The sequence below is a fragment of the Ruegeria sp. A5 genome (genome assembly GCF_056543005.1).
Genome location: NZ_JBQGAV010000001.1, coordinates 80,704 through 107,412 on the forward strand (window position 1 = coordinate 80,704; position 26,709 = coordinate 107,412).

Annotated in this window: 25 protein-coding genes; 16 read left to right on the forward strand and 9 right to left on the reverse strand. The window is 58.6% G+C overall.

The features are described 5' to 3' along the window. Positions 1-22: 22 nt before the first annotated feature. On the reverse strand, positions 23-1,762 hold the full coding sequence (locus ACR0AY_RS00465) for a serine protease (protein ID WP_170510823.1): 1,740 nt from the start codon (positions 1,760-1,762) through the stop codon (positions 23-25). 205 nt (positions 1,763-1,967) lie between these two features. On the opposite strand from ACR0AY_RS00465, the gene ACR0AY_RS00470 reads away from it, so the two are divergent. Next, a complete protein-coding gene (locus ACR0AY_RS00470) occupies positions 1,968-2,897 on the forward strand; it encodes a glycine--tRNA ligase subunit alpha (protein WP_170404985.1) in 930 nt (309 codons plus the stop codon). 8 nt (positions 2,898-2,905) lie between these two features. Here the strand turns inward: ACR0AY_RS00470 and ACR0AY_RS00475 are convergent, their stop codons facing one another. After that, positions 2,906-3,538, reverse strand: coding sequence for a MarC family protein (locus tag ACR0AY_RS00475; RefSeq protein WP_170404988.1), 633 nt, complete (start codon positions 3,536-3,538; stop codon positions 2,906-2,908). 78 nt (positions 3,539-3,616) lie between these two features. Between ACR0AY_RS00475 and ACR0AY_RS00480 the strand changes: the two genes are divergently transcribed. The 9 genes from ACR0AY_RS00480 (at position 3,617) to glmM (ending at position 15,849) form a co-directional block, all read left to right on the forward strand. After that, a complete protein-coding gene (locus ACR0AY_RS00480; protein ID WP_170421080.1) occupies positions 3,617-4,138 on the forward strand; it encodes a DUF6446 family protein in 522 nt (173 codons plus the stop codon). Between the two features lie 5 nt (positions 4,139-4,143). Continuing rightward, positions 4,144-5,352 carry a sodium/glutamate symporter gene (gltS, locus tag ACR0AY_RS00485; RefSeq protein ID WP_170510820.1) on the forward strand — a complete coding sequence of 403 codons (1,209 nt, stop codon included), beginning with the start codon at positions 4,144-4,146 and terminating at the stop codon, positions 5,350-5,352. Between the two features lie 9 nt (positions 5,353-5,361). Beyond that, the gene (gene glyS / locus ACR0AY_RS00490; RefSeq protein WP_170510598.1) at positions 5,362-7,581 is read left to right on the forward strand and encodes a glycine--tRNA ligase subunit beta; all 2,220 of its coding nucleotides are present in this window, start codon (positions 5,362-5,364) and stop codon (positions 7,579-7,581) included. A gap of 36 nt (positions 7,582-7,617) precedes the next feature. Beyond that, positions 7,618-10,179 (forward strand): pyruvate, phosphate dikinase, encoded by a 2,562-nt coding sequence (locus ACR0AY_RS00495; protein ID WP_170510595.1) that lies wholly within the window; start codon positions 7,618-7,620, stop codon positions 10,177-10,179. 186 nt (positions 10,180-10,365) lie between these two features. After that, on the forward strand, positions 10,366-11,004 hold the full coding sequence (locus ACR0AY_RS00500; protein WP_170510592.1) for a cell wall hydrolase: 639 nt from the start codon (positions 10,366-10,368) through the stop codon (positions 11,002-11,004). 73 nt (positions 11,005-11,077) lie between these two features. Continuing rightward, positions 11,078-12,451 (forward strand): multicopper oxidase family protein, encoded by a 1,374-nt coding sequence (locus tag ACR0AY_RS00505; protein ID WP_170510589.1) that lies wholly within the window; start codon positions 11,078-11,080, stop codon positions 12,449-12,451. A gap of 105 nt (positions 12,452-12,556) precedes the next feature. Beyond that, entirely contained in the window at positions 12,557-13,477 is a 921-nt protein-coding gene (locus ACR0AY_RS00510; RefSeq protein ID WP_170510586.1) for a dihydroneopterin aldolase, read from the forward strand. Next, positions 13,474-14,472, forward strand: a complete 999-nt coding sequence (gene folP / locus ACR0AY_RS00515; RefSeq protein WP_170510583.1) for a dihydropteroate synthase — start codon at positions 13,474-13,476, stop codon at positions 14,470-14,472. Before ACR0AY_RS00510 ends, folP begins: the two co-directional genes overlap by 4 nt. Before the next feature lie 33 nt (positions 14,473-14,505). Then, positions 14,506-15,849, forward strand: coding sequence for a phosphoglucosamine mutase (gene glmM, locus ACR0AY_RS00520; protein ID WP_170510580.1), 1,344 nt, complete (start codon positions 14,506-14,508; stop codon positions 15,847-15,849). On the opposite strand, the gene ACR0AY_RS00525 is transcribed toward glmM, so the two are convergent. Continuing rightward, positions 15,846-16,748 carry a DMT family transporter gene (locus ACR0AY_RS00525; RefSeq protein ID WP_170405007.1) on the reverse strand — a complete coding sequence of 301 codons (903 nt, stop codon included), beginning with the start codon at positions 16,746-16,748 and terminating at the stop codon, positions 15,846-15,848. The two genes, glmM and ACR0AY_RS00525, sit on opposite strands and share 4 nt — an antisense overlap. Before the next feature lie 78 nt (positions 16,749-16,826). Between ACR0AY_RS00525 and ACR0AY_RS00530 the strand changes: the two genes are divergently transcribed. After that, the gene (locus ACR0AY_RS00530) at positions 16,827-17,135 is read left to right on the forward strand and encodes a metalloregulator ArsR/SmtB family transcription factor (RefSeq protein ID WP_170510577.1); all 309 of its coding nucleotides are present in this window, start codon (positions 16,827-16,829) and stop codon (positions 17,133-17,135) included. Then, positions 17,132-17,587, forward strand: coding sequence for an SRPBCC family protein (locus tag ACR0AY_RS00535; RefSeq protein WP_170510574.1), 456 nt, complete (start codon positions 17,132-17,134; stop codon positions 17,585-17,587). Before ACR0AY_RS00530 ends, ACR0AY_RS00535 begins: the two co-directional genes overlap by 4 nt. A gap of 45 nt (positions 17,588-17,632) precedes the next feature. Here ACR0AY_RS00535 and ilvC read toward each other — a convergent pair whose 3' ends face one another. Continuing rightward, complete coding sequence (gene ilvC / locus ACR0AY_RS00540) at positions 17,633-18,655, reverse strand: ketol-acid reductoisomerase (protein WP_170393489.1); 1,023 nt, start codon at positions 18,653-18,655, stop codon at positions 17,633-17,635. A 131-nt stretch (positions 18,656-18,786) separates the two neighbouring features. On the opposite strand from ilvC, the gene ACR0AY_RS00545 reads away from it, so the two are divergent. Both ACR0AY_RS00545 and ACR0AY_RS00550 read left to right on the forward strand, forming a co-directional pair. Beyond that, positions 18,787-19,242 carry an Lrp/AsnC family transcriptional regulator gene (locus tag ACR0AY_RS00545; protein WP_170510571.1) on the forward strand — a complete coding sequence of 152 codons (456 nt, stop codon included), beginning with the start codon at positions 18,787-18,789 and terminating at the stop codon, positions 19,240-19,242. Continuing rightward, positions 19,239-19,697, forward strand: coding sequence for an Lrp/AsnC family transcriptional regulator (locus tag ACR0AY_RS00550; RefSeq protein WP_170393485.1), 459 nt, complete (start codon positions 19,239-19,241; stop codon positions 19,695-19,697). Before ACR0AY_RS00545 ends, ACR0AY_RS00550 begins: the two co-directional genes overlap by 4 nt. Here the strand turns inward: ACR0AY_RS00550 and ACR0AY_RS00555 are convergent. Next, a complete protein-coding gene (locus ACR0AY_RS00555; RefSeq protein ID WP_170393483.1) occupies positions 19,694-20,395 on the reverse strand; it encodes a GntR family transcriptional regulator in 702 nt (233 codons plus the stop codon). The two genes, ACR0AY_RS00550 and ACR0AY_RS00555, sit on opposite strands and share 4 nt — an antisense overlap. A 232-nt stretch (positions 20,396-20,627) precedes the next feature. Here ACR0AY_RS00555 and ACR0AY_RS00560 point away from each other — a divergent pair, with 232 nt between their 5' ends. Further along, a complete protein-coding gene (locus ACR0AY_RS00560) occupies positions 20,628-21,755 on the forward strand; it encodes an aminotransferase class V-fold PLP-dependent enzyme (protein WP_170510568.1) in 1,128 nt (375 codons plus the stop codon). Positions 21,756-21,786: 31 nt separating this feature from the next. On the opposite strand, the gene ACR0AY_RS00565 is transcribed toward ACR0AY_RS00560, so the two are convergent. From ACR0AY_RS00565 to ACR0AY_RS00575, 3 genes are all read right to left on the reverse strand, one after another. Next, positions 21,787-22,983 (reverse strand): UbiH/UbiF family hydroxylase, encoded by a 1,197-nt coding sequence (locus ACR0AY_RS00565; RefSeq protein WP_170510565.1) that lies wholly within the window; start codon positions 22,981-22,983, stop codon positions 21,787-21,789. Between the two features lie 72 nt (positions 22,984-23,055). Beyond that, positions 23,056-23,304, reverse strand: a complete 249-nt coding sequence (locus ACR0AY_RS00570) for a hypothetical protein (RefSeq protein WP_170510562.1) — start codon at positions 23,302-23,304, stop codon at positions 23,056-23,058. A gap of 87 nt (positions 23,305-23,391) precedes the next feature. Then, positions 23,392-24,036, reverse strand: coding sequence for a pyrimidine 5'-nucleotidase (locus ACR0AY_RS00575; protein ID WP_170510560.1), 645 nt, complete (start codon positions 24,034-24,036; stop codon positions 23,392-23,394). A gap of 100 nt (positions 24,037-24,136) precedes the next feature. Here ACR0AY_RS00575 and ACR0AY_RS00580 point away from each other — a divergent pair, with 100 nt between their 5' ends. Then, positions 24,137-24,784 (forward strand): GntR family transcriptional regulator, encoded by a 648-nt coding sequence (locus ACR0AY_RS00580; protein ID WP_170510558.1) that lies wholly within the window; start codon positions 24,137-24,139, stop codon positions 24,782-24,784. Here ACR0AY_RS00580 and ACR0AY_RS00585 read toward each other — a convergent pair. Continuing rightward, complete coding sequence (locus tag ACR0AY_RS00585; protein WP_480453586.1) at positions 24,741-26,669, reverse strand: glycosyltransferase family 2 protein; 1,929 nt, start codon at positions 26,667-26,669, stop codon at positions 24,741-24,743. The genes ACR0AY_RS00580 and ACR0AY_RS00585 overlap by 44 nt on opposite strands. Between the last annotated feature and the right edge of the window lie 40 nt (positions 26,670-26,709).

The following is a 26,709-nucleotide window of genomic DNA, read 5'->3' on the forward strand; positions in this document are numbered from 1 at the left end:
CCTTTTCCCTGAACCTGATTGTTCAGTCCCAGCAGTGCACCAGAACGGTCATTCCGTTGGCTCTGCGGCTCAGTTCGTTGGGTGAAATCTGGGCTGAGCCTTGCGCGGGCTGACCTGAGATGCCCGCCTTGGTCAGAACTTCGGTCAGACGTGCCACATTCGCCGCAAGGCTGACCGAGTCGGGCAGGGTACGCCCATCGGAAGGGGCAGGTAGCAACATGCCAACAACGCTGCCGCTATCGTCAAAGACAGGTCCTCCCGCGTCGCCGGGCTGGGCGGACAGTGCAAGGCGTTTGACGCCATCTTCTCCATTCAGGCCACGGATATCAGCGATTTCGCCAAAGGTCAGAGTAGGGGCACCCAACGCGCCTTCGTAAGAAAAGCCCGAAACAGCGACCTGAGACTGAATACGCGGAACGCCCGCGCGGAACTCGGCAACACTGATCGGGGCAAGGGTCTGGCTAGGACGCAGCACAGCGACACCAAGGTCGGCATCCTGCCAAGCCAGCTGAACCTCTTGGTCACCGTCCAGCGTGATGCGGGTGCAGCTTTCAGCGGCCTCGGTGACCGTCAGAACCGTACCATCAGCGTCGGCGAAGAAGCCCGATCGCGATAGCCGCGGTTTGCGGATTTGCAGTCCTGACATCAAATCGATGCGCTGGTCAGCATCCGCTCCAGCACCGGCATCCAGTACGGCATCGGTCGTGGCAAAGCTTGCGCGCATCGCGGTCAAAACTCGGGCGCGGCGAGCCTCATCCCCAGCAGGCCAGACCAGCGTGAAACCTTTGATCTTGCCGTCTTTCAGAGCTGCTTGCGTGAACGAGGTCATGCCATTTCCGCGCCCTTCAATCGTGAAGCTGTTGCCGCGCAGGCTGCGCTCACCGTCCAGAGGAACGATTTCAAGCGACTGCATCACTTGATAGAGCGCCCGCAGGGTTGCGGCAGAGCCTTCCTGCGAGATCAGCAGCGCCTTGGCGTCCAGATCAGAAGTGGGGTTGAAATGGGCAAAGGGTGCCTCGTAACGTTCGAAGCCCAAGACACCCATTGGCATATCCAGTTCGATCCCGGCTTGCGGGTCGGAATAGCGTGCCATCCCGACGCTGATCAGTGGAGCGTTGTAGTCATCCATCAGGGTTTTGCGCTGCAGCGTGGTCAGAACGCCAGTCGCGTCGAACCCGTTGGAACGTTGCCAATCGCCCATCGAGCGGCGGGTGCCCTGACCAAAGGCTCCGTCAATTGTTGAATTGTAGAACCCGGCTGCCTGCAACGCGGTTTGCAAGTCTCTGCGCTCTTGCGCGGTCAAAAGGCGTTCGCCCTGCAGAGCCTGCGAACGGGTTTCATCTGCGTCCTGCAGGGTAAGACCGGCCAAGGGCTGCTCTGGTTGCGGCTCGGGCTGGATCGGGGCGGTGACGACGCCGCGGTTCAGGATGTTGGCACCGATGGGCCAGAACTGTTGCCCCAGCGCGCTGGAGAATGCGATGAAACTGTCCGATGGGATCTGACGCTCGGCCCGGTAAACGCGCAGCACCTGTTCGGCGTCGTCGCGTAAATAGGGCCCGATAACAATGGCATACCAGCCGGAATTCAGCCGAAACCCGTTCACATCGGGCAGTGCGTTCGCATAGACCTGCGCCCGTTCCTGCGCCTCGCGCAGCGACGGCTGCGCCTCGATCTGAACAAAGACGCCCGCATCTTGCTGGGCAAAAGCGGCGCGCAGGCCGAAGAGGATAAAGAATGTAATAACCGTAAATACGCGTGTCATTGTCTGCCCGTGTTCTGCAGTGTTTTCACTTTGGCGCAGATTACGCGGAATCGTGGTCCGATTGCCATGCCCGGAATACGGGGAATTCTGTGTGTGGCCGCTCAGCGACAGAGTGGCCGATTGGCCCGTTGACGCCCTTGGATGCCTTGCATAGGAAGGGCCGAACCCACCGGAACCGGGCGCTTGGGCGTCCAAGGGAATTGTCATGACCGAACCCAATAGCGCACCACGTTCATTTCAAGAGATTATCCTAAGGCTTCAGTCCTATTGGGCGTCGAAAGGCTGTGCGATCCTCCAGCCCTATGACATGGAGGTCGGCGCAGGTACGTTCCATCCAGCAACCACGTTGCGCGCTTTGGGGTCCAAGGCTTGGGCAGCGGCCTACGTTCAGCCCTCGCGTCGCCCGACAGACGGACGTTATGGCGAAAACCCGAACCGGTTGCAGCATTACTATCAATACCAGGTGCTGATCAAACCCAGTCCGCCTGATTTGCAGGAACTGTATCTGGGCAGCCTCGAGGCCATCGGCATCGACATGGATCTGCACGACATCCGCTTTGTCGAGGACGACTGGGAAAGCCCCACTCTGGGTGCGTGGGGTCTGGGATGGGAGGTCTGGTGTGACGGCATGGAAGTCAGCCAGTTCACCTATTTCCAACAGGTCGGCGGCCATGACTGTGCGCCGGTTTCGGGTGAGCTGACCTATGGTTTGGAACGTCTGGCCATGTATGTGCTGGGCATCGACCATGTGATGGACATGCCCTTCAACGATCCTCAGTCGCCCAGCCCGCTGACCTATGGCGACATCTTCAAGCAGACCGAAGAGGAATACGCCCGCTGGAACTTCGATATTGCCAATACCGAGGTCCTGCTGCGTCATTTCGAAGAGGCTGAAACCGAATGCGCGACCATTCTGGCGCAGGAACATGACGACCCGAAGACGGGCAAGCGCATCATCATGGCGCATCCCGCATATGATCAGTGCATCAAGGCCAGCCACATCTTCAACTTGCTGGACGCCCGCGGGGTGATTTCGGTTACCGAAAGACAGGCCTATATCGGCCGCGTTCGCGCATTGGCCAAGCAATGCGCCGATGCGTTCGTGCAGACCGAGGCTGCCGGGTTCGAAGTTTGATGCAGCGCCTAGGCCAGTCCGGGCAACAACGCCTTCAGGCCGTCTGCGATCATGCTGATTGCGATAGCCGCAAGAATCATGCCCATGAAGCGGCTCATTATCACGCGAGCATTGTCCGACAGCCGCTTAGCCAACGCCGATGCGTTCCAGAACGTGATCAAAAGCAAGGCCACCACGAACAGAAATACACCTGCATAGACAACGGCTTCGACCGGGGTTTTGATGTGGTGCGCATAAAGGATCAGTGTTGTGATTGTTCCGGGGCCGACCAGAATGGGAAAAGCCAAGGGATAGAACGCAACGGTCTCGGGCGCGGGATAGGATTTCTTTTCTCCGTCGGTTCCGTGATGCGAGCTGCTCTCGTTCCCGTTCAGCATGTTCAGGCCGATCATCAGTACAACGAGGCCACCGGCGACGCGCAGGTCATCGACGCTGATGCCAAAGAGCCCAAGCGCTTGACTGCCGATCGCAGCGAAGGCGCCACCGAGGATCGTGCAATAAAGCGCAGTTTTCACAGCCACTTTGCGTTGATCCGAAATGGGCAGGTCTTGCGTGACACTCAGGAACACAGGCAAGTTGGTAATCGGATTCATGATTGCAAAAAGCGCGCCAAAGAATCCGACGGCAAGAGTGGTTTCCATGCGAGTAGCCTCGTTTCTGACCGTACTGCTTGGGAACCTGTCTTATTTTCTATGAACTTGAAAGAGGTGGCGTAAACGATGACTGGAAAATTGGTTGCGCTAATCCTTCTGATTTCTGGCGTTCTGGCCGGTGCTGGCATGTATTACCTGCAGGTTTATGGGTTCTATTATGAGGTAGAACCGCGCCCGGGCCAGGATGTGGTCCTGCTGGCGCAAGGGGCGGAAGCGCCCGAAGCCATCGCCTATGCTGGGTTTAAGGCCATTGACGCCGACAGCTCTCCGATCCGGTATCGGGCCTGTTTCGAAACCGAGTTGAGGCCGGATCAAATGGTGGATTTTACCCCTGTCGAGAACCCCGAGCCATTGACCGCGCCAGGGTGGTTTGACTGCTACGACGCAGTTGCGCTGGCCAACGTATTGAAATCGGGTCAAGCACAGGCTTTCTTGGGCACCAAGAACATCCATTATGGTGTCGACCGGATCGTTGCCATTACACAGGATGGTAAAGGCTACGTCTGGCATGCGCTGAACAATTGCGGTGAAAAAGCCTATGACGGCACGGTTGTGGGCGAGGAGTGCCCACCCAGGCCCGAGGGCTGATGCAGATGGGGATGGTCGTTGAGATACCGGAGTTCCTGACAGCAACGCTGGGCTTTGCGGTCTATCTGCTGGGGGCAGAGATCAACGCCCGTGTCGCACAATTGCGCAGCTTCAACATCCCCGAGCCGGTAACCGGGGGCCTTATGGCCTCGCTCGTGGTATTGGCGCTGTATCTTGGTTTCGGCATTGAGCTATCCTTTGGCTTGACCGCACGAGACTTTCTATTGGTTCTGTTCTTTGCCGGGATTGGTCTAAATGCCCGTCTGTCCGATTTGATCGCGGGCGGCAAGCCTTTGCTTTTGCTTCTGATTTTGACACTTCTGACCATCGTTGCGCAAAACGTGATCGGCGCAGTGGGGGCCGCGATGTTCGGTTATCCGGCGCAAGCCGGGGTGCTGTTCGGGTCTGCTGCGCTGATCGGGGGGCACGGAACCGCGATCGCCTGGGCCCCCGAAGTTGCGGGCGCCACCGGTTTGAGTGGCGCAACCGAGTTGGGGGTGGCCGTGGCCACATTGGGTCTCGTGCTGGCCGCTTTGGTCGGGGGGCCGATTGCGCGGCTGCTGATCGAGGGGCGCAATCTCAGCCCCGAACGCCCCGGGGAAGAGCATACGGTGGGCCTGCCCAATGAGGTCGACCAGAAATCCGAGATTGATCATCTGACAATCATGCGGGTGCTGCTGTACCTCAACCTCGCGATCATTTCAGGCGCGATCCTGAGCGAAGCAATCAGCGCCGCAGGGCTGAAACTGCCGTTGTTTGTGCCCTGCCTTATCATGGGGATCGTGATTGCCAATCTCCGCGCCATGTTCGCGCCGAATGCCAAGCCGGTCTCACGCACGCCCTCGCTGGCGCTGATCTCGGAATTCGCGCTTGGTGCATTTCTGGCGATGTCGCTGATGAGCCTTCAACTGTGGACCATCGCCGAACTGGGCCTTGCGATTGCGGTGATCATGACCGCCCAGACCCTGTTTGCCGTGGTGTTCGTGATCTGGGTTCTGTTTCCGTTGATGGGATCGAATTACCGCGCCGCCGTTCTGGCCGCCGGGTTCGGGGGGTTCGCTCTGGGTGCTACCCCCACAGCTATCGCAAATATGACCGCCGTAACCAAGCGATATGGCCCGTCGCCTATTGCCTTTATCGTACTGCCCCTTGTATCCGCATTCTTTGTGGACATCGCCAATGCCATCGTCATTCAGACGATTGTCAATTTCTAAGGACCGAAAATGCCCGACCTGCTGATCGAACTGTTTTCCGAGGAAATCCCCGCGCGCATGCAGACCCGCGCCGGTGAAGACCTGAAAAAGCGGATCACCGATGGTCTGGTCGAAGGCGGTCTGACCTATGCCTCTGCCGCTGCACTGACGACGCCGCGTCGCCTGACGCTGGCGGTTGAAAGCCTGCTGGCGGAAAGCCCGACAATCCGCGAAGAACGCAAAGGCCCAAAGGTCGGCGCGCCTGACAAAGCCATCGAAGGCTTTCTACGCGGCGCGGGACTGACCCGAGACCAGTTGGAAGAGCGCGACACGCCCAAAGGCGCAGTGTATTTCGCCACCATTGAAAAGGCGGGTCGTCCAGCAGCTGAAATCATCGCCGAGGTCTTAGAAGCTACCATTCGAAACTTCCCCTGGCCCAAATCCATGCGCTGGGGGGCTGGATCGATGCGGTGGGTACGGCCCTTGCACTCGATCCTGTGCATCCTGACCGATGAAGCAGGTGCACAGGTCGTGCCGCTTGCGATCGAAGGGATCACGTCCGGTGATACGACTGAGGGCCATCGTTTTATGGCCCCGAACCGGTTTACGGTGACCTCGTTCGAGGATTATGCCGCCAAGCTGAAACGCGCCTTCGTGGTGCTGTCGCCCGAAGAGCGCGCCGAACATATCTGGAACGATGCCCAGAACATGGCCTTCGCCGCAGGTCTGGAAGTCGTCGACGACAAGGGTCTGCTGGCAGAAGTTGCCGGTCTGGTCGAATGGCCCGTTGTGCTGATGGGGCAGATCGACGAGGAGTTTCTTGAGCTGCCGCCCGAGGTACTGCAGACCTCGATGAAAGAGCATCAGAAGTTCTTTTCTGTGAAGAACCCCAAGACGGGGCGGATCGAGCGCTTCATTACCGTCGCCAATCGCGAGACCGCCGATAACGGCGCAACCATTCTGGCGGGGAACCAGAAGGTTTTGTCGGCCCGTCTGGCCGATGCGAAATTCTTCTGGGAGAACGACCTGCGCGTTGCCAAGTCGGACATCGCCCAATGGACCCGCGCGTTGGAGAATGTGACTTTCCACAACAAGCTGGGCACTCAGGCGGAACGCATCGACCGCATTGCCGCGCTGGCCCGAGAACTGGCCCCGGTGGTCGGGGCGGATGCGGATCAGGCCGAGAAAGCCGCGCGTTTGGCCAAGGCTGATCTGAACTCCGAAATGGTCTATGAATTCCCTGAACTTCAAGGGCTTATGGGGCGGTATTACATCGAAGCGGCAGGCGAGGATGCCGCAGTGGCCGCCGTTGCGCAGGAACATTACTCGCCGTTGGGGCCGTCGGATGATGTTCCGACCGCACCGTTGTCTGTGACAGTGGCGCTAGCCGACAAGCTGGACACGCTGACCGGGTTCTGGGCGATAGATGAGAAACCCACGGGTTCGAAAGATCCCTTTGCTTTGCGTCGTGCGGCGTTAGGGGTAATTCGACTAATCGTGAATAATGATCTGCGTCTTCGGTTGGACCGTTTTTTCGATAGTCAACTGGTTCGATCAGAACGCGCTATCAATGAGGCTTTGCCCGAAGCGAATGTCCGCGATCTCCTGGAAGAAATCGCAAAACATGGTGTCTTTGGTGCTTCATTCCATACTGTCAAAGAAAAGCTTGAAGGATCGCCCGCAGCAGCATTTCTTGAGCTTGAGAAAAAGGTTCCTGACGCGTCTGACGATCTTCTTTCTTTCTTCCACGACCGCCTCAAAGTCTTCCTCCGAGACGAGGGCATCCGCCATGATGTCATCGACGCTTGTATCGCGATGGAGGGGAATGACGACCTCAACCTGCTGGTCAAACGCGCCCGCGCTCTGAATGCGGTAATCGCGACCGAGGATGGAGAGAACCTCGTGCAGGGGTTCAAGCGTGCGAACAACATCCTGTCTCAGGCGGAAGAGAAGGATGGAGTCGAATACTCTTACGGCGCGGATGTGAAGTTTGCTGAAACTGACAGCGAAAAGGCACTGTTTGCAGCGCTTGACGCGGCAGAGGCCAAGATCGATCCCGCGCTGAAGGCCGAGGATTTCCCGACAGCGATGGCGGCAATGGCCGCACTGCGCGGGCCGGTGGATGCGTTCTTTGAGGACGTGCAGGTCAATACCGATAATGACATTCTGCGCCGCAACCGTCTGAACCTGCTGAGCCAGATCCGCAAGGTCTGCTCTAGCGTTGCTGATCTGACCCGTATCGAGGGATAACGCCCTTGCGCCAAGGGCGCAGGGGCTTATGCTGCGGTGAAACCAAAAGGTGCCGCAGTGCAGAATAATCCGCATACCACGCTTATCACTCCAAAAGCGCCCGTTGCCGCCAATACGCATGGCGGCCGGGCGAAGTGCCTGCAACGACTGGTCAGGCTGGACATGCCGGTGCCTCGGACAGTGGCCCTTTCTTTTGACGCGGTGCAGCGAATTGCCAAGGGCGACATTCCCGACATCGCGGCCATTCTGGAACAGTTCGACGCCGAGTCATTGCTGTGTGTACGGCCCAGTTCGGAAGATCCTGACTGGGGTGGACCGGGTGCGGTGCTGAATATCGGCATGAACGATGCCCGATATCTGGATCGGTCTGCGGAAATGGGGGCGGATGCGGCGGCGGCGCTATATCTGCGGTTTGTGCAGAGCTATGCGCTCCATATTGCGCGTCTGGACCCAGATGTATTCGATACCACCGAGGCGGACGGGCGCGAAGGGCTGAGCTTGTCGTTGCGGGCGTACGAAGACGAAACCGACGAGGCCTTCCCGCAGGATCGTGGAGAGCAGCTGATCGGTGTTCTGCGCTCGATGGCACGTGCATGGGACGGCACCTCGGCCCGCTTGCTGCGGCAGGCCAAAGGCGCGCCTGCGGATGCCGGTTTGGGTCTGGTGATTCAAGAGATGATCCCGGGCGTCGGGCAGGGGGAATGCGGTTCGGGCGTGTTGCAACTGATCGATCCAGCGACGGGTATGCCCCAAATCACGGGTCGCTATCTGAGCCAGAGCCAGGGGCGCGATGCTCTGGGCGAAGGTGTCGCTGCGCTGTATCTGGAAAAGGATGAACGCGGTCAATCACTGGAGGATGTGGCGCCCGAAGCGTTTGCCGATCTCAAGGCCCACGCTGCGCTAATGCGCGAGAAGCTGCGCGAAGAGATGCAGGTTGAGTTCGTTGTGCAGAACGGCAAAGTGCATATTCTGGATGGTGTACGGGTTCCGCGCGGGTCGCGGGCCGGGATGCGGATCGCGGTGCGCTTGGCCGAAGACGGGATCATTCCGCCGCAGGAGGCCGTGATGCGGATCGACCCGCATTCGCTGAATGAACTTCTGCACCGGCAGGTCCATCCTGAGGCCGAGCGTGATGTGCTGACCACAGCCATCGCGGCCAGCCCCGGTGCAGCGACCGGTCGAATTGTCTTTACGGCTGCCGAAGCGCAGGCCAGCGCCGCGCGGGGGGAGCCCTGTATTCTTGTGCGCCGAGAAACCTCGCCCGAAGATGTGCGCGGAATGCATGCCGCAGTAGCTGTTTTGACCGAAAAGGGCGGGATCACCAGCCATGCGGCGGTGATTGGCCGTGGTCTGGGTTTGCCGTGTATCGTCGGCGCGTCCGAGATGCGATTCCAGACCAAGAAAAAGCTGCTAAGCGCACCAGATGGGCGAGTGTTCAAGACAGGCGATATTCTGACCATCGATGGGACTTCTGGTCAGGTTCTGGCCGGACAACCCGAGATGCTTGAAGCGGCGCTGGATGATTGCTTTCAGACCCTGATGAGCTGGGCCGATGCCGAGCGGGACATCGCCATCCGCGCCAACGCCGATACACCCGCTGACGCGCAAACTGCGCGAAACTTCAAAGCAGAAGGGATCGGGTTGTGCCGAACGGAGCACATGTTCTTCGATCCTGGCCGCCTGACCGTTATGCGCGAAATGATCTTTGCGCAGACCCCGTCTGGACGTGCCGCTGTGCTGGAACGGTTGCTGCCGATGCAACGGCAGGATTTTGTGCAGTTGTTCCGGATTATGGAGGGGCAGCCGGTCTGCATCCGCCTGTTCGATCCGCCCTTGCACGAGTTTCTGCCCACTACGCGCACTGGTCAGCGCGAGCTGGCTGAGGCGCTGGATTTGCCAATCTCGGATGTCGAACGTCGGGTCGAGGCGATGAGCGAGTACAACCCGATGCTGGGATTGCGCGGGGTTCGTCTGGGTGTCACCGTGCCGGAAATCTACGACATGCAGGCACGCGCGATCTTCGAGGCGACGGTTGAGGCCAGCAAAGAAGGTGCCCCTGTCGTGCCCGAGGTCATGATCCCGCTGGTCTCGGCCAAGCGCGAGGTTGAACTGGTCAAAACACGCATCGATACTGTAGCGGCCGAGGTTGCCTCGGAGCAGGGGCAGGAGTTCGACTATCGATTGGGAGTGATGGTGGAAACGCCTCGGGCCTGTCTGCGCGCGAATGAGATTGCGCCACATTCCGCTTTCCTAAGCTTTGGAACAAACGACCTGACCCAGATGACCTACGGATTGTCGCGCGATGACGCGGGGCGGTTCATGTCGGCATATGTCCGCCAAGGCGTGTTTGGCGAAGATCCATTTCACGTTCTGGATGCAGATGGGGTAGGTGAATTGCTGAAGCTGGGGGCCGAGCGCGGGCGCCAAGCCCAACCAGACGTTACGCTTTCTGTCTGTGGTGAACATGGTGGTAACCCCGAATCAATCGCAATCTGCCGGTCACTTGGATTCGACTATGTGTCCTGTTCTCCTTTCCGGGTTCCTGTCGCTCGGCTGTCTGCCGCTCAACTGGCGATTTCGTCCAAACTTGGGGGTTGACTAACTGTCTCCTACCTAGAAATAGTGGCGTAAGAAACGTTCCGCTGTCGATAATAATTGGCAGCGTGAGCGGTTTTTCTCTTGCATTTTTTTCAGAACTGGACGTCTCGCTTCGTCTGGGGTATTAGCCTCGTCGCGCCCGCCGGGGGAGGGTATGGCGCGTTTGTGCCTGTGCGAGGTTATCTGATGAGACGCTACATAGTGGCTGTTGCCGTGGGGGCCGCAGCCTTGCTACCGAGTTTGTCCTTTGCCGATAGGCAAGGCGATACAAGATCTGTTGAGTTGGTCACACGTAACGAGTTGCCAGCACAAAGCTTCCGCGATTACCTGAAACTGTTTAAGCCGCGTAAGGCGCCGGAAAAAGTCGAAATCTCCTACACCAAAGCCTGGCTGGACCAGCAGCCAAAGGCGACCGGAGATGAAAATTTCCGTTGTCTTGCCGAAGCGCTGTATTTCGAGGCTCGCGGTGAAAGCGTACGCGGTCAGTTTGCAGTGGCCGAGGTTATCCTGAACCGGGTTGAAAGCGGTCGCTTTCCGAATTCGTTGTGCGGTGTGATCAAGCAAGGAACGGGCAAGAAATATCAGTGCCAGTTCACCTACACCTGTGACGGGCAGAAAGAGATTATCAACGAAAAACGCGCTTATGATCGCGTTTCGAAAGTCGCCCGTGCCGCAATCGATGGTGTAGCTGAAGAGATGACCGCAGGTGCCACGCACTACCACACCAAGGCAGTGCGCCCGTCCTGGTCCCGCGTCTATAAAGAAACGGCGCGTATTGGCGTGCATATCTTCTACAAGCACAATTATCGCACGGCCAGCAACTGATTGACGCACCAGCGCTGGAAGGGTGCTGGCAACAGGCGTTTTACCAACTATGTTGCGAGCCAGGAGCCTCGCAATGACCATAACACGCCGACAGTTTCTGCAATCGACCCTGGCCTTGTCGATGATACCACGCGTGGCGATGGCATCTGGCACCGAACTGGTGGCACAGACTTCCCTCCAGCAGATCGCGCCCCAGGGATATCCGGAAACTCCGGTCTGGAGTTATGGCGGCGGTGTTCCGGGCGCGGAAATCCGTGTTCCGCAGGGGGCTCGGGTACGCCGCAAGCTTGTAAACATGCTGCCGCAACCAACGACCGTTCACTGGCATGGCATCCGGATCGACAATGCGATGGATGGAGTGCCCGGCCTGACGCAGGAAGTTGTGCAGCCAGATTCCAGCTTTGAATATGATTTCGTGGTGCCGGATGCGGGAACCTATTGGTATCATGCGCACAACCAATCGATGGAGCAGGTCGCGCGTGGGCTTTATGGCCCTTTGATCGTCGAAGAAGCCAGCGGACCCGATGTTGATCAGGACCTGACCTTAATGCTGGACGATTGGCGCCTTGACACCGAGAGCGCAAAGATATCGAGCGATTTCGACAATGGTCATGATCTGAGCCATGCGGGTCGGCTGGGCAACATTGTAACGGTGAACGGAGAGTTTGACCCTTCTTATCCGGTGCAGGCGTCTGAACGATTGCGATTGCGGGTGATCAATGCCGCGAATGCCCGGGTATTCGACGTAGCGCTCGACGGGCTTGCTGGTTGGATTGTTGCGCTTGACGGTATGCCGCTTGAGGTTCCATTGCGAGTTGAGAGCAGTTTTCCTTTGGCGCCTGCGCAGCGGGTTGACTTGATCGTTGATGTCTCAGCGGAATCCGGCCAGACGGCAAGTATTGTGAGTGTAGAACGGGATGGCGCTTACGGACTCGTCAAATTTGATGTGTTCGGAGTAGCATCGCGTATTGCTGATGCAAAAGTTAGACCGTTGCCAGCAAACCGAATGCCCGAAATTGAACTGCAGAATACACCTCTGCATCGTATGACGATGCAGGGGGGTGCAATGCGCTGGCTGGAGAGCGCCAAATTGGGCGATTCCGAGCTGTCGGGGCGCGAGTTGGCTCAGCTTGGACGATTCTGGGCTTTGAACGGATATGCAGAGCGGCCAGATGATCCGTTTCTGGATGCGCGATTGGGATCAGTTCATCGGATTGAATTCGCAAATGAAACGGCGTTTCCACATGCGATGCATCTGCATGGACACCATTTTCGCATTATCCTGCAGGACGGTACACTAGGGCCGTGGCGCGACACTGTTCTAGTCGAGCGAGGGCAGGTGCGGCAGGTAGCGTTGGTAGCTGACAATCCGGGCAACTGGCTGTTGCATTGTCACATGCTTGGCCATGCGGCATCGGGTATGATGAGCTGGTTCCGGGTCACGTAACGCCGCATTCCGTAGCTGGAAAGGCGTTTGCTGCGATGCTATACGCCCGCGAAACGCCTAAAGTGGGCTGATCATCAGTCCACCGAGCCCGAAAAGGTCCGCCGCATGAGCTCTGAAATCCGTCTTGCCTTTGCGCACCCGTCCGAACGGTCCGAGGCTACCGCCGCGCGCGGTGCGCTGGACCGCATTTCGCTGCGCGATCACATCGTTGAGGTCGAGATCGGGGCGTTTCAGGCCGAACGCGGTACCACGCAACGGATCTGCTTTAACATCGTGGTCGAGGTGCGTCCGCTGACAGACCCCATCGATGATGACGTGGATCGTATTCTGTCTTACGACCGTGTAACCGAAGCGATTGCGTTCGAGCTGGCTGCTGAGCGACTAAATTTGCTCGAGACACTGGCAGATCGCGTGGCGGAACGTATTCTGCTTGAGCCTCAGGCTGTAAGAGCCTTTGTTCGCATTGAAAAACTGGATCGTGGACCTGGCGCGCTTGGCGTCGAGATCGTGCGCGGCAAGGATGCGCTACATCATGATGTGACCGAAGAAGAGCGGCCACATCCACGGTTGGTCTTTCTGTCGAATGCAGCGATTTCATCAGGTAATCTCACCGGCTGGATCGACCAGCTTGAGAATCGCCAGCGCCCGCTGATCCTGTGTGTTGGGGCGTCTGATCTGGATGTGCCGCAGACGGGTCACGCAATGACCCAACGCCGGATAGATCTGTTGGCAATTGAACAGAACGCCTGGGTTCTGGCTGCGCGCGATCACCGTTGCGTGGTCGTTTCAACCCGGACCGAGCTGGATTGGGCGATGAAAAACGGCCAGATCTGTGTTTGGGCACCCTCCAAAATTGTTCTGGATGCGGTCGATGGCCCCTCAGCCGCGCCGTCTGACGCGGTGGCGCTGGCTGCTTGGTTCGCGGCAACCTTTGAAGCCAGCGAGATGCTGGTTATTGGCGGAGACCTGCCCGAAGCCCCCAAAACGCCATTGCGCGCAGTTCCGGTGGAGCAGGCGCAACTGTGACCGTCTATTACCGCCCATTGGTCCAGCATGGGAGCACGCGCGTCGACGGGGCGGTGCCACTGGCAGGGCAGGTGCTGTGGTTCTCACAGGCCGAGCGGATTGAGCGCGGGCAAAGCACCCAGATCGTCGATGCCGTTGAAATCCCAAAGGAACAGCTGGATCGTCTGACCTGTGCGCGTCCAGCGATTGCCGGGCTTGATATGGCGCGAACGCAGATCATGGGCATTCTGAATGCCACGCCGGATAGCTTCTCGGATGGGGGGCTGTATAACTCGGTCGAGGCCGCTCGGACCGCTGCCGCCGGCATGGTAGCGTATGGTGCAAGTATTCTGGACATTGGCGGCGAATCCACGCGCCCGGGCGCTGATTTTGTGCCTGAAGACGAAGAGATCGCCCGCACACGCCCTTTGATTGAGGCAATTCGGGGCGAGACGGATGTGTTGATCTCGATCGATACTCGCAAGGCCGGTGTTGCCAAGGCAGCGCATCAGGCGGGTGCGGGACTGATCAACGATGTGTCAGGATTTACCTTCGATCCCAAACTTGCACCATTTTGCGCGCAGATTGAGGCTCCGGTTTGTGTGATGCATATGCAGGGTGATCCGACCACGATGCAGGATGACCCGCACTATGACAATGTTCTGCTGGATGTTTACGATTTCCTTGAGGGGCAAATCGCGCATCTTGAAGGACTGAGTCTCAGCCGCGATCTGATTGTCATCGATCCGGGCATCGGGTTTGGCAAGAATCTGGACCACAACCTGACCCTTCTGCGCAATCTCAGCCTGTTTCACGGGCTGGGTTGTCCGATCCTTCTGGGCGTTTCGCGCAAGGGATTTATTGGTCAGATCGGCAAAGAGCCGCGCAAGGATGCCCGCGCGCCGGGGTCAATCGCGGTTGCTCTGGCGGGAATATCACAGGGCGTGCAGATTGTACGGGTACATGACGTGGCCGAGACGGCTCAGGCCTTGCGTCTATGGGCCGCCGTCCGGTAATCCGGGCAAAAGGAATTTTCAGGAGACCGACTTATGCGCAAGCTGTTTGGAACCGACGGGGTGCGGGGCACCGCCAACAGGCACCCTATGACGGCGGAAATGGCTTTGCGGATTGGCGCGGCTGTGGGGCGGTATTTCCGCCGCGATGCCTCAGGCGTACATCGCGTTGTCATTGGCAAGGATACGCGGCTGTCGGGCTATATGCTGGAAAATGCGCTGACGGCAGGTTTGACCTCGACCGGTATGAACGTGCTTCTGCTGGGGCCGGTGCCGACTCCTGCGGTAGGGTTGATGACGCGCTCGATGCGCGCGGATCTGGGCGTGATGATCTCGGCCAGTCACAATCCGGCGATCGACAATGGAATTAAATTCTTTGGGCCGGACGGGTTCAAGCTTTCCGATCAGGCCGAGATTGAGATCGAGCGGCTGATCGAAGAAGGCGTAAGCCCCGCACAGGCGCAGAATATTGGTCGTGCGCGTCGGGTCGATGATGCGCGGTTCCGTTATGGCGAGCGTGTGAAATCATCGCTGCCGCGCAATCTGCGCTTGGATGGGCTGAAGGTCGTGATCGACTGCGCCAACGGTGCCGCGCACCGTACTGCGCCGGAAGTTCTTTGGGAGTTGGGAGCAGATGTGATCCCGGTCGGCATCGCGCCGAACGGCAAGAACATCAACCTCGGATGTGGCTCAACCCAGCCTTGTGTTGCGGCCGAAACCGTGGTTTCACATGGCGCCGATGTAGGTATATGTCTGGATGGGGATGCCGACCGCGTCGTTGTGATCGACGAAACTGGCGCTGTCGCCGATGGGGATCAGTTGATGGCTCTGTTGGCGACCGCGTGGTCCCGCGCGGATCAGCTGAAAGGCGGCGCCTTGGTGGCCACTGTGATGTCGAACCTCGGGTTGGAGCGGCACCTGGCCGGGCAGGGGCTGCGTCTGGAGAGGACTGCCGTTGGCGACCGCTATGTGGTTGAACGGATGCGCGAGGGTGGTTTCAATCTTGGTGGCGAACAGTCAGGTCACATCGTGATGAGCGATTATGCCACAACCGGCGACGGTCTGATGGCGGGGCTGCATTTTCTGGCAGAGATGGTGCAATCCGGCAAGAAAGCCTCGGACCTATCGCGCCAGTTTGAGACGGTGCCGCAATTGCTGAAGAATGTGCGCTTTAGCGCGGGGCAGGCCCCGCTGGAAGCGGCCAGCGTCAAAAGCGCGATTTCCGAGGCCGAGGCGCGTCTGAATGGGCAGGGGCGTTTGCTGATCCGCAAATCGGGCACGGAACCTCTGATCCGGGTGATGGCGGAATGCGAGGATGCTGCACTGCTGACCCAAGTGGTCGATGGGATCGTATCCGAGGTTGAGGCGGCGACGGGCTAACGCCCCAGCAGCATTTTCTGCAGAGTGAACCACTGGCTGATTGCCAGCCCGGTCAGGATCATGGCAAGCGCGATATAGAACCGCAGTGGCAGGGCTTCGGATAGAATCCAGGCCCCGAACACCATCGACCAAACGGGCACCTGATAGTTCACCAGCGTCAGAAAGACGGACCCGGCGCTGCGGGTGATGGATACTCGCAGCAGGGTGGCGAAGGCTGTGGGGACAAGGCCCAGAACGATCAGGGCCAGACTGGGGCGCGTTCCCTGCCACGAGGGAAGCCCCTCGGTTAGCAGCATGATAGGTATCAATAGTACTGCGCCAACCAGCAGCGTCAGGGCTGCCAGAGCCATCGGTTCAATCGGAGGGCAGCGGCGGGTCAGGATCGACGAACTGGCGTAGCACAAGGCTGCCGTGACGCAGGCCATTTGCGCCAGTGGCTGCGTACCCTGACCCAATTGCGCCAGACCGGGCCCGATCAACACAAGCGCGCCAGAGAAGCCAAGGCAAACGCCGACCAGACGCCGTAGGTTCATAGGCTCATCCGAAAAGAAATGTGCCAGCGGCAGAACCATCAGCGGAATCGCCGCCATGGACAGACCCGCAAAGGCCGAAGGGACAAATTGTTGCCCCCAGCTTAACAGCATGAAGGGAACCGCCGTCGACAGGATTCCGATGAAGAAAATTGAACTCAGCAGGGCGGGTGTCAAACTCGGAATACGTCGTCCGGTAAGGCGCATCAGCACCAGCAGCATAACGGCACCCAATGTGGTGCGCGACGTCGCTACGGTGACCGGTCCATAGCCTTCCAGAGCCATGGCAACCACCATGAATGTCCCGCCCCAGATGAGGCCTAGCGTAAAAACACCGCTCCAATCTTGTTTTGTCGGTTGTTGAACCATTCCATCCACTTATCCCGCGAATCTGACGGTGTCACGCGCTGATATTGACATTAGGTAAGTTATAACTTACCGTAAGTTATGGCTTACGAAGAAGTGCTTTCGGCTTTAGGGGATTCGACCCGTCGTCAGGTTTTTGAGGCGGTGGCCAAGCGCCCCAGGGCGGTTGGTGATCTGGCTGCGGATTTGCCCGTAAGCCGCCCGGCGGTCTCGCAACATTTGAAGGTCTTGTCCGAAGCCGGGCTTGTCGTTTGCCGGGCCGAGGGAACGCGCCGCATCTATGCCGCCCGACCCGAGGGGCTGGCAGACCTGCGCGCCTGGCTCGAGCAATACTGGTCGGACGTGTTGGAGAGTTTCGCCGCCGAGGTAAACGAAGGACGAGATGCATGATCGAACCAATCATCAAGACCATTGTTGTGAACGCAACGCCTGAGCACGCCTTTGATGTTTTTGTAAATCGCATTGCCAAATGGTGGCCATTGGATGGGCACGCTGTCTCAGCGGCGCAAGGCAAGCCTGCGCTGGCAGTTGTGATCGAACCTCATGTCGGCGGTGCGGTTTATGAAACCATGTTCGATGGCACCCGCGCTGATTGGGGCAAGGTGTTGATCTTCGAACAGGGGGCTCGCTTGGCCTTCAGCTGGCACCCCGGCACCAACACCGACCGCCCCACGCGGGTTGAGATCCGGTTCGCAGCCCACGGAGCTGGGCATACCACGGTCACTCTGACACATTCGGGCTGGGAAGTCTGGGCATCTGAGGCGTCGGACAAACGCACCGGTTACGACAGTGGCTGGGATTATGTTCTGGGTGAATGCTACGCAAATGCTGTCACCAAATGAAAAGGGCGGCCACCGGGACCGCCCTTTCGCTGACATTCGTCAGACTTAGTTCTTTTCTTTGTCGACCATTTTACCAGCCGAGATCCAGGGCATCATGGCGCGCAGTTTTGCACCGGTTTCCTCGATCATGTGCTCATCGTTCGCACGGCGCGACGCTTTGATGGTCGGTTGGCCTACAGCGTTCTCCAGCATGAAGTCACGGACGAATTTACCCTGCTGGATGTCGTTCAGAACCTCTTTCATACGCGCTTTGGTCTCGTCGTATTTCAAAATACGCGGGCCGGTGACGTACTGGCCATATTCAGCCGTGTTCGAGATCGAATAATCCATGTTGGCGATGCCGCCTTCATAGATCAGGTCAACGATCAGCTTCACTTCGTGCAGACACTCGAAATATGCCATCTCGGGCGCGTAGCCGGCCTCAACCAGCGTTTCAAAGCCGCAGCGGATCAGTTCAACCAGACCGCCGCACAGTACGGCCTGCTCACCGAACAGGTCGGTTTCGCATTCCTCGCGGAAGTTGGTTTCGATGATGCCCGAACGGCCGCCACCGATGGCCGAGCAGTAGGACAGGCCGATTTCCAGCGCTTTGCCGGTCGCGTCGTTGTCGACCGCGACGAGGCAAGGAACGCCGCCGCCTTTGGTGTATTCGCCGCGCACGGTGTGACCGGGGCCTTTGGGGGCCATCATGATCACGTCAACGCCTTCTTTCGGCTCGATCAGGCCAAAATGGACGTTCAGTCCATGGGCGAACGCGATGGCCGCACCTGGCTTGATGTTGTCGTGGACGTATTTCTTGTACGTCTCAGCCTGCAGTTCGTCAGGCATGGTGAACATAATAACGTCGCACCAGGCTGCGGCTTCGGCGATGCCCATCACCTGCAGGCCTTCCGCTTCGGCTTTCTTGGCCGAGGGGGAGCCTTCGCGCAGGGCGATGACCAGGTTCTTGGCGCCCGAGTCGCGCAGGTTCAGCGCGTGGGCGTGGCCTTGCGAGCCGTAGCCCAGAATCGCCACTTTTTTGTCTTTGATCAGGTTGATGTCGCAATCGCGATCGTAATAGACGCGCATTTCGCCGGTCCTTTCAGTTTCGATTGATGTGCTTCTATCTTGCGTGATTGCTATTGGCGATAGGGTTTGGATTGGGTATTTGACAAATAGATGAAGAATAATTCTTCTATTGAACAAAATGTGAAAAAATCATGCTTGATGATGTTGATCGACGTATACTGCGCCACTTCCAGGCCGAGCCAAGCCTGACAACGGCAGAATTGGCTGAGCGATGCCGCATCACTTCGGGCGTCTGCTGGCGCCGGATCGAAAAGATGCAAGCGGCAGGAGTGATCGAGGGGCAGGAAGCCGTTGTCGACTGGGCCGCCTTGGGCTATGCGGTCGAGGTCTCTTTGCGGATCACGCTGGACAAGACGCAGGCACGGGCGTTCGACGAATTCACGGCGGCGGCGCGGAACGTGGCCGAGGTGATCGAGATCCAGACCTTCCTTGGTCGGGTGGATGTGCGCCTATCGGTGTTGGCGCGAGATATGGCGCATTATCAACAGGTCTATCGCGATCGCATTCTGACCCTACCGCATATCGCCGATATCGAAGCCCTTATGCATATCGCCCGAGTCAAACGGGATGAGGTGCTGCCGGTATGATCGAACTGGATGAGATCGACCGCAGAATTCTGCGCGCGCTGGTGCAGGACGCGACCCAAAGCGCGGGGGCTCTGGGGCGCCGCTTTGGCTTATCGCAGCCTGCGACCTGGCGGCGTATTCGTCGACTGGAAGAAGCAGGCGTGATCAAGGGGCGGCGGCTGCGTCTGAATGCCGAGGCCCTGGGTTTTGGAGTGACCGTCTTTCTCGGCGTGAAACTTGCGCGAAAAGGGCAGGTCAGCCTTGAAGATTTCGAGCGCGCCGTCAGTGCCATCCCCGAGGTTCAGACGGTCGAGCATGTGCTTGGCCTTTATGATTATCGCCTGCGCGTTGTGGCGCGGGATCTGGCAGATTTCGAACGGGTTCTGCGCCGGAGGGTGATGACCTTACCAGGGGCCGGAGAGGTCGAAGCCAATGTACTGCTGAGCGAAGAACGCCTGCCCGGGCCGATCGGTTAGTATTTAGTGCGGATGCGGAACCCCGGATGATGGGTCATGCGGGCGAAAGTCATCGGCTGCCCGTCCTTCCACGTGGTCCGTTCCAGCTGAATCATCGAAGTGCCAGTGGTGGTGCCCATGAAATCAGCTAGACGATTGTCCGCCGAGATCGCGCAAAAGGCGATTTCAGCTTCGGTGAACGGGGCAGCATTCAACAACCATTCGTGTGGGCCACTTTTGTTGAGGTCGGCTTGCTCGACCTCGGGCACGGCTTCGATATTGATCCAGCGTTCTTCAAGCTGGAAGGGGCGGTTGTCTGCATAGTGCATGCAGATCACGTGCAGAACGCGCGCGTCCGGTTCGACATTCAGTTGCGAGGTCAGCCAGCCGGGGCTGTAGACCACGTTCCGTTCCACAAGAGCATAGCGATAGGCTGAGTTTTGGTTCTCAACCGCTTGTCTCGCAAGTGAAATTTCAAGCTTGGCTTGTTTTCGTGGTTCTTTCTTGACCCGCGTTCCGCTTTTGCGCTTGCGCTCGACAAAGCCCTGTTCAGCGAGCTCCCTCAGCGCCCGGTTCACCGTGGCGCGGGCACAATTGAATTCTTCCGCTAATTGGGTTTCGGTGGGTAAAAGCGAGCCCTGAGGCCATATGCGGGATTCAATCCGCCGCTTTACCTCGTCTCGAACGACTTGAAAACTAATCCGCTTTTGCGCAGTCACGAGTAAAATTATCCGTTCTTGTTCAAAGTGTGTGTATCTGTTCAGAAACACGCTAGGGTGTAAAGGGGACCTGACTCTGGTTGGCGTCATTTCTGCTAATTGTGGCATGTAAAAACTCAAAATGAAATTTTTGGCTGTGGGTTACTTTGGGTCAACTTCAGGCCGCGTTTGACGCTTTACCGAGCGCGCAAGACAAGGCAGAACAAAAAGGACCCAATAGAAAGGATGCGTCATGCCGGCACTACTGAATACTGTTGACCCGGGCGGGCTGGAGGAGTTCTCGGTGGTTTTTACCGACCGTTCTCTGAACCATATGTCTGCAAGTTTTCAGCAAGTCATGCGCGATATTTCGGCAATGCTGCGTGAAGTTTACAATGCTGAAGGCGTTGCGGTCATTCCCGGCGGAGGCACCTACGGGATGGAAGCTGTCGCGCGACAGTTTGCGCGGGGTGCTGATGTGCTTGTCGTACGCAATGGGTGGTTTTCATATCGGTGGAGCCAGATCATCGAGTCAGGTGATCTGACATCGTCGGCCACCGTTCTCAAAGCGCGCGAAACCGGCAATTCCAGCCCGTCACCTTTTGCTCCGGCCCCGATTGATGAAGTTGTGGCAACAATCCATGAGAAAAGACCGGGTATTGTCTTCGCGCCGCATGTTGAGACCTCGGCCGGAGTGATTCTGCCTGATGATTATGTGACAGCGATGGCCGCTGCTGCGCATGAGGTGGGGGCGTTGATGGTGCTGGACTGCATCGCCTCGGGCTGTGCCTGGGTCGATATGAAGGCCACCGGAGTGGATGTGCTGATCTCGGCTCCGCAGAAGGGGTGGAGCGCAACGCCATGCGCCGGTCTTGTCATGCTATCCGAACGCGCCGAGGCACGACTGGCCGAGACCTCATCCGATAGCTTTGCGATAGATTTGAAGAAATGGCGCCAGATCATGCAGGCCTACGAGAATGGCGGTCATGCCTATCACGCCACCATGCCGACGGATTCTCTACTTTCCTTCCGCGACACAATGGCCGAGACGCGCGCGTACGGCTTCGAAAAGCTGCGCGCAGCGCAATGGGCGCTAGGTGATGGCGTCCGGGCCTACCTGAAGGACAAGGGTGTCATGTCGGTTGCCGCCGAAGGGTTCGGCGCGCCGGGTGTGGTGGTCAGCTATACAGCAGACCCCGAAGTGCAGAACGGCAAGAAGTTCGCGGCCCTGGGCATGCAGATCGCAGCCGGCGTACCGCTGCAATGTGACGAACCCGAAGGGTTCAGCACCTTCCGACTCGGCCTGTTTGGCTTGGACAAGCTGTATGATGTTGACGACACGATTGCGCGCCTGAAACGGGTTCTGGATCAGGTGCTGTAATAGCGTGGCGGGCAGAAGCCCGCCCTACGGTTCAGCGGACGCCGAGGCCCATTTGCATTAGCGTCTTGCGCACGGGTGGTAGGGAATAGAGCGCATTCAGCCCCATCGCTCGTGCGTCGCGCAGCGGACGCGCTTCGATCATCGAGGCGCGGTTCAGCAGGTCGATGCCCTTGACGCGCAGTTCGATCTCGGTATGGCGGGCCTTGTGATAGGAATCCAGCATCTGCGCATCGCCTAAGCCCTCGGGCCGGGCTTGCGTCAATTCCAGCAAGCAGCGCAGATCGCCCAACGACATGTTCAGCCCCTGCGCACCAATAGGTGGCACCACATGCGCGGCCTCGGCCATCAGCGCGATGCGTTCACCCGACAACCGTTCCGCCGACTGGCTGATGATCGGCCAGATCGTCCGGCGTGAGGCCAATTTCAGCGGTCCGAACAGCCCGCAAGAGCGTTCGGTCATGGCGGCTTCGAACGCGTCGGTTTCAAGGTTTAACAGTTCAACGGCACGTGGCCCACGTTCCATCCAGACAATGGCCGAGGACGGCTGGCCTTGCCAATCGGGCAGGGGGACCAATGTGAACGGCCCGCCCGAGCGGTGAATCTCGGTCGAGACATTGTCGTGCGGGATAGGATGTGTGACGGCGAAGGCGAGGGCCTTTTGGCCGTAGCGCGTGGTTTGAACATTGATCCCGGCAGCTTCGCGCATTGGTGAACTGCGCCCGTCAGCGGCGATTACCAGTTTGCAGCGGATGCGGGTGCCGTCGCTCAGGCCGACTCGTGCCTCATTGGTGCGGGTGAACAGGCTGACCGTACCGGTGCCGGGGCGGAAATCGACATTCGGCAGTTCGGCTAGTCGCGCCACCATCTCGCGGCGCAGCAGCCAGTTGGGCAGGTTCCATCCGAATGGCTGGTCCGAGATATCGGCGGCGTTGAAATCACGCACGACGCGGGGTTCGGGCACATCTCCGCCCGCATCGACGATGCGCATGATCTGCAGGGGAGCGGCGTGGGCATCCAGTTTGGCCCAAAGCCCGCATTGTTCCAACAGACCGTGGGCGGGCTGCAAAAAAGCGGTTGTCCGCAGATCCGAGCCGTCCACGTCCCGTTCGGTGATCGGAGGCGTGGGGTCAACGCAGATCACGTCGAACCCGGCAGCGCCAAAGGTGGCGGCGGCGGTCAATCCGGCGATTCCGCCGCCTGAAATCAGGATGTCACAGCTGTCAGTCATGAGTATGTCTCCGTTGCCGCAGACACTAGTGCTGTTGCGAGGTGGGTGCCAAGTGACATCCTGTCTCGTGCCCTATCCCCGAGAGATCAAAATCAGGACAAGGAACATCGTCGGCACCATCATCAGGGCAGGAATGTAAAGGCCGGGCAGGCCGAACAGAAGGATGGAGCAGCCCCACATGCTGACGAGCGCTGCAGCGGTGTAGTACAGGTCTTCAGCTTCGGCATTCGCCGCGTCCCGGGCCATCCAGCCAAACACGGGAATTGCAAACAAAAGGCGCTGCCACAGAGGCAGGCGCTGAGGCATCTCAAGCGCGGTCATTGGGGTCTCCGATTCTGTTCGTCGCTGAGCTGCATATGGGGGCATTTCTGCACCTGCGAAACGAACAGATCGTCGCAGTGTGACAGCCTATCGCAGGCGACCCAGAAACCCGGTCAGATCATCGGTGTGATGGTGAATATGGTCAGCCTCGTGCGGGTCAGGCGCGACGTGTACGGTGCGCATTCCCATCTCGTGCGGGGCGGCCAGATTGCGTGGATCATCTTCGAACATGGCGGCTTTCGCGGTATCGATTCCATCCTGCGCAAAGATCGCCTCGAACGCGGCTTTTTGCGGCTTGGGGCGATAGCCTGCGTGTTCTACGCCATAGATCGCGTCGAACAGCCCAATCAGACCGCGTGCCGCCAGAACGCGCTCGGCATAAGGTGCAGATCCATTGGTATAGACGATGCGTCGCCCGGGCAAAGCGCGGATATGTTCCGCCAGCGCAACATCGGGTTCCATATGGCTCATGTCCACCTGATGCACGGCGTGCAGATAGGGATCGGGGTCCAGATCGTGCTCTGCCATCAGGCCCGCGAGTGTCGTGCCGTATTCGCGCCAGTAATGCGAACGCAGCCGGTCGGCCTCGGGGCGGTCGACGCCGATAGCTTGCACGACGTAATCCGTCATCAGCACTTCGATCTGATCGAACAGGCGCATATACGGCGGGTAAAGCGTGTTGTCTAGATCGAACACCCATTGGGTGACATGGGAAAAGGCAGGTTTGACCATGGTTTGGGTTTAGGGCGATGGGCTGCGGTTTTCAATGCCGCACTTGATCGGGGGGGCGTGTGGCGGCTAGACAGGTCCGAACGAGGAGACAATTCAGCCGATGCCCCAATCCAAACATTCCAATACGGACGCCTATAGCCTTATTCTCGAAGCGATAGACGTCGGTGTCTACAAGCCTGGTGATCGGCTGGTGGAAAGCGAACTGGCCGAGCGGTTTGGCGTTTCGCGTACTCCGATCCGCGAGGCGCTGCAGCGGCTGGAAACGCAGTCGTTGCTGGAACGGGACGGGCGGTCGTTGATCGTGGCCTCATTGGATCACAACCAGATGGCCGAGCTTTATGTTGTCCGGCGTGAATTGGAAGGGCTGGCCGCACGTCTGGCCGCAAAACACGCAACCGAAGAGGAAATTCGGGTCCTTCAGGAAATGGTGGTGGCCGATAATGAGTTGATCGGAGATCCTGTTGCGCTGTCGCGGGCCAACCGGAGATTTCACGAACAGATTCACCTGGCTTCGCATAACCGCTATCTGGTGCAGCAGCTTGATCTGGTGCATCGGACCATGGCCTTGATGGCGACCACATCGCTGGCCGCAGAAGGGCGTGGTGAGATTGCGCAGAGCGAGCACAAAGGCATCGTGGACGCGATTGCGGCGCGAGACGAGGACGCGGCGGCCAAGGCGTTGCAGGATCACATTTCGGTCGCCTTCATGACGCGGCTGAAACAGGATGCGATCCGGCGCGAGAAATAACGGTCTCACGTTCCTCGACCGCATGCCCGTGCTGGGTCTTGTCCCAGAAGAACGGATTGACCGCCAGTTCCCACAGGCCTTTGTAGGCCGCCAACACGCCCAGCGGATAGTAAAGCACCATGGTCGGCACCCAGGGTAGCAGGAACCTGCGTTTGCCTGCGATGACACCGCAGATACCCACCAATAGGTTGGCGGCTTCGGCGACGAGAAACAGAACCACGCAGGCAGTCAATAAACCGGGTGTCAGGATTGGTTGATACAGGTGGGGCAGCCCGAAAAAGATGGGCCAGAACGCCCACAAAAGCGGGGCCAGAAGGAATTGGCCCAGTGTTCCCAGAAAAAAGGCCTGTAAGCCCAAAAAGCGCAGCAACCCCAGATCGCGCAGCAATTGGCGTGGTGCGCGCATATGCACCAGATAGGTGACCATGAACCCTTTCAGCCAACGCGAACGCTGCTTTACCCATGGCCAGGCGCGAAAGTTCGCCTCTTCATAGGTCGTGGTGCTGACGATCTCGGTCCGATATCCGGCACGGCTTAGGCGGACACCCAGATCGGCATCTTCGGTGACATTATGGGCATCCCAACCGCCCAGTTCGACCAGCTTGTCGCGGCGAAAAAAGAAGGTTGTGCCGCCCAGCGGAACGACCAGACCAATTCGCGCGATGCCTTTCAGGACGACGCGAAACCAGCCGCTGTATTCGATGCTAAAACAGCGCGACCGCCAATTGGTGCGCGGATTGTAGTAGTCTAGAATACCTTGCAGGCACACCACTTCCTTTGGGGCGTTCGCGAAATGGCGGACAACGGTTTCAATCTGATCGGGTTGCGGGGCGTCTTCGGCATCCCAAACGCCCAAAATCTCTCCACGGCAGAAATCCAGGGCATAGTTCATCGCACGGGGCTTGGTAGTCAGGTCACTCCGATCCGGCACAACAATGGCGCGCATCCAGGTTGGCAGTTCTATTTGCCTGAGCGCCTCATTGGTTACGTCATCCCGCTCTTCCAGCACCAAAATGACATCCAGCAACGCTTTGGGATAGGTCAGGCGGCGCAGCCGGGCGATCAGGTCATCGGCAATCTCGCGTTCCTTATATAGCGGCACAAGGATCGAGACGCGGGGTAGGCGAAGTGACTCAGAGGTCTTTGTTGTTGGCTCAGATTTTTCTCGCCATAGATAAGCAATGAGCCCCGACAGCCTGAGAGACAAGAACAGCCCCAGAGTCAGCAGTGCAAAGCCCAAAAGAAGGCCGAGGCCAACTATTGGGAAACAAACACAGAGTGCCGCGAACAGGATAAATCCAATGATCGGCCCACGGCGCGTCTGGGCCGACCAATTCCTGCAGCTTTGCCGCGCCTCAACGCGAGTTTCTGCAGCTTGTGCCAGCGGTTGAGCATATTGACGAGCGATGGCAGCATCGATCTGCTCGGGTCCTGCCAGAACCGGGATGATCGTGTAACCGTGGCCTTTCAATGCGTCTGCCACTGCGTCGAATGTATCTGGCCTGGCTGTAGCGATCAGCAGGATTGGCCCCACACGCATCCAGGGCAGTACATTGTGCTCCAACCAAAACTCGACCGGTTCGAGCAAGCAGAGATCTGCGGCAGGTGGTACCTGCGCAAGATCGGCGATCTGAAGGCCGGTTTGGTCAGACAGCGCCGAGAGAACCTGCGCACGGCTGGCCCATCCTTCACTGACCAGTATTTCTCCCAATGGCGCGTTCTGGAATACTTGCATCCGCAGGGCGCGCGCCAACTGGTCGGATGTGATGATGCCTTGTTCGACGAGACATGTGCCGAGCGGTTTGCGCGAATGCGGCCCGGGCACAGGCTGCGCCAGTGTCTGACGCTGGAGATTCAATTCGACCATAACGAAACCCTGCCGCATGTAACATCCGGCAGGGTTGCTTAGTCAGGGTTAACACACG

Bases quoted from the DNA above. Each gene is read 5' to 3' on its own strand.
- ACR0AY_RS00465 (WP_170510823.1), bottom strand. From the start codon at position 1,762: ATGACACGCGTATTTACGGTTATTACATTCTTTATCCTCTTCGGCCTG.
- ACR0AY_RS00470 (WP_170404985.1), top strand. From the start codon at position 1,968: ATGACCGAACCCAATAGCGCACCACGTTCATTTCAAGAGATTATCCTA.
- ACR0AY_RS00475 (WP_170404988.1), bottom strand. From the start codon at position 3,538: ATGGAAACCACTCTTGCCGTCGGATTCTTTGGCGCGCTTTTTGCAATC.
- ACR0AY_RS00480 (WP_170421080.1), top strand. From the start codon at position 3,617: ATGACTGGAAAATTGGTTGCGCTAATCCTTCTGATTTCTGGCGTTCTG.
- gltS (WP_170510820.1), top strand. From the start codon at position 4,144: ATGGGGATGGTCGTTGAGATACCGGAGTTCCTGACAGCAACGCTGGGC.
- glyS (WP_170510598.1), top strand. From the start codon at position 5,362: ATGCCCGACCTGCTGATCGAACTGTTTTCCGAGGAAATCCCCGCGCGC.
- ACR0AY_RS00500 (WP_170510592.1), top strand. From the start codon at position 10,366: ATGAGACGCTACATAGTGGCTGTTGCCGTGGGGGCCGCAGCCTTGCTA.
- ACR0AY_RS00505 (WP_170510589.1), top strand. From the start codon at position 11,078: ATGACCATAACACGCCGACAGTTTCTGCAATCGACCCTGGCCTTGTCG.
- ACR0AY_RS00510 (WP_170510586.1), top strand. From the start codon at position 12,557: ATGAGCTCTGAAATCCGTCTTGCCTTTGCGCACCCGTCCGAACGGTCC.
- glmM (WP_170510580.1), top strand. From the start codon at position 14,506: ATGCGCAAGCTGTTTGGAACCGACGGGGTGCGGGGCACCGCCAACAGG.
- ACR0AY_RS00525 (WP_170405007.1), bottom strand. From the start codon at position 16,748: ATGGTTCAACAACCGACAAAACAAGATTGGAGCGGTGTTTTTACGCTA.
- ACR0AY_RS00530 (WP_170510577.1), top strand. From the start codon at position 16,827: ATGGCTTACGAAGAAGTGCTTTCGGCTTTAGGGGATTCGACCCGTCGT.
- ACR0AY_RS00535 (WP_170510574.1), top strand. From the start codon at position 17,132: ATGATCGAACCAATCATCAAGACCATTGTTGTGAACGCAACGCCTGAG.
- ilvC (WP_170393489.1), bottom strand. From the start codon at position 18,655: ATGCGCGTCTATTACGATCGCGATTGCGACATCAACCTGATCAAAGAC.
- ACR0AY_RS00545 (WP_170510571.1), top strand. From the start codon at position 18,787: ATGCTTGATGATGTTGATCGACGTATACTGCGCCACTTCCAGGCCGAG.
- ACR0AY_RS00550 (WP_170393485.1), top strand. From the start codon at position 19,239: ATGATCGAACTGGATGAGATCGACCGCAGAATTCTGCGCGCGCTGGTG.
- ACR0AY_RS00560 (WP_170510568.1), top strand. From the start codon at position 20,628: ATGCCGGCACTACTGAATACTGTTGACCCGGGCGGGCTGGAGGAGTTC.
- ACR0AY_RS00565 (WP_170510565.1), bottom strand. From the start codon at position 22,983: ATGACTGACAGCTGTGACATCCTGATTTCAGGCGGCGGAATCGCCGGA.
- ACR0AY_RS00570 (WP_170510562.1), bottom strand. From the start codon at position 23,304: ATGACCGCGCTTGAGATGCCTCAGCGCCTGCCTCTGTGGCAGCGCCTT.
- ACR0AY_RS00575 (WP_170510560.1), bottom strand. From the start codon at position 24,036: ATGGTCAAACCTGCCTTTTCCCATGTCACCCAATGGGTGTTCGATCTA.
- ACR0AY_RS00580 (WP_170510558.1), top strand. From the start codon at position 24,137: ATGCCCCAATCCAAACATTCCAATACGGACGCCTATAGCCTTATTCTC.
- ACR0AY_RS00585 (WP_480453586.1), bottom strand. From the start codon at position 26,669: ATGCGGCAGGGTTTCGTTATGGTCGAATTGAATCTCCAGCGTCAGACA.